The sequence below is a fragment of the Pseudomonas oryzihabitans genome (assembly GCF_032027545.1).
Classification (GTDB): Bacteria; Pseudomonadota; Gammaproteobacteria; order Pseudomonadales; family Pseudomonadaceae; genus Chryseomonas; species Chryseomonas oryzihabitans_F.
Genome location: NZ_JAVSJB010000094.1, coordinates 1 through 674, shown reverse-complemented (window position 1 = coordinate 674; position 674 = coordinate 1). Strand labels below are relative to the sequence as shown.

General features: G+C 67.4%; 1 protein-coding gene. It reads right to left on the bottom strand.

Annotated elements, in window-relative coordinates:
* Nucleotides 1–10: 10 nt before the first annotated feature.
* Nucleotides 11–674 (bottom strand): undecaprenyl-phosphate 4-deoxy-4-formamido-L-arabinose transferase (locus RND78_RS27865; protein WP_312733459.1); only part of this gene is annotated, 664 nt, incomplete at its 5' end.

Sequence of the window (674 nt, the reverse complement as noted above, 5' to 3'; positions counted from 1 at the left end):
GGCTTTCCTGTTACTGGACCTGGCGCAGTGGCGCCGAAGAAGGGGAAGGGGTGGGGGCGCGGAAGACTTGTTCCACGTGGAACCGGGGCCGGGCACGGACATCGTGGTACACCCGGCCGAGGTATTCGCCGAGCAGACCGAGGCCGACGAACTGGGCGCCGGTGAAGATGAACAGGATGGCGAACAGCGAGAACACCCCATCGGCCGCCCACTCGGGGCCATGGGCAAGGCGCAGGACCAGGATCAGCGCGGCGAAGAGGAAGCCGAACAGGGCCAGGCCACCGCCAAACAGGCTGAGCATGCGCAGCGGGGTGGTGGTCATGCAGGTCAGCAGGTCGAACATCAGGTTGATCAGCTTGAGGAAGCCGTACTTGGAATCCCCGTGTTCGCGCTCGGCGTGGGCCACCTCGATCTCGGTGGTGTGGCGGGCGAAGCTGTTGGCCAGGATCGGGATGAAGGTGCTGCGCTCGTGGCAGGCGAGCATGGATTGCACCACTTGGCGGCGATAGGCGCGCAGCATGCAGCCGTAGTCGCGCATGGCGACGCCGGTGGAGCGCTGCACCGCGTGGTTGATCAGCCGCGACGGCAGGGTGCGCAGGTAGGAGTCCTGGCGCTGCTGGCGCACGGTGCCGACCACGTCGTAGCCCTGGGCGGCGGTGTGCACCAGGCGCGGA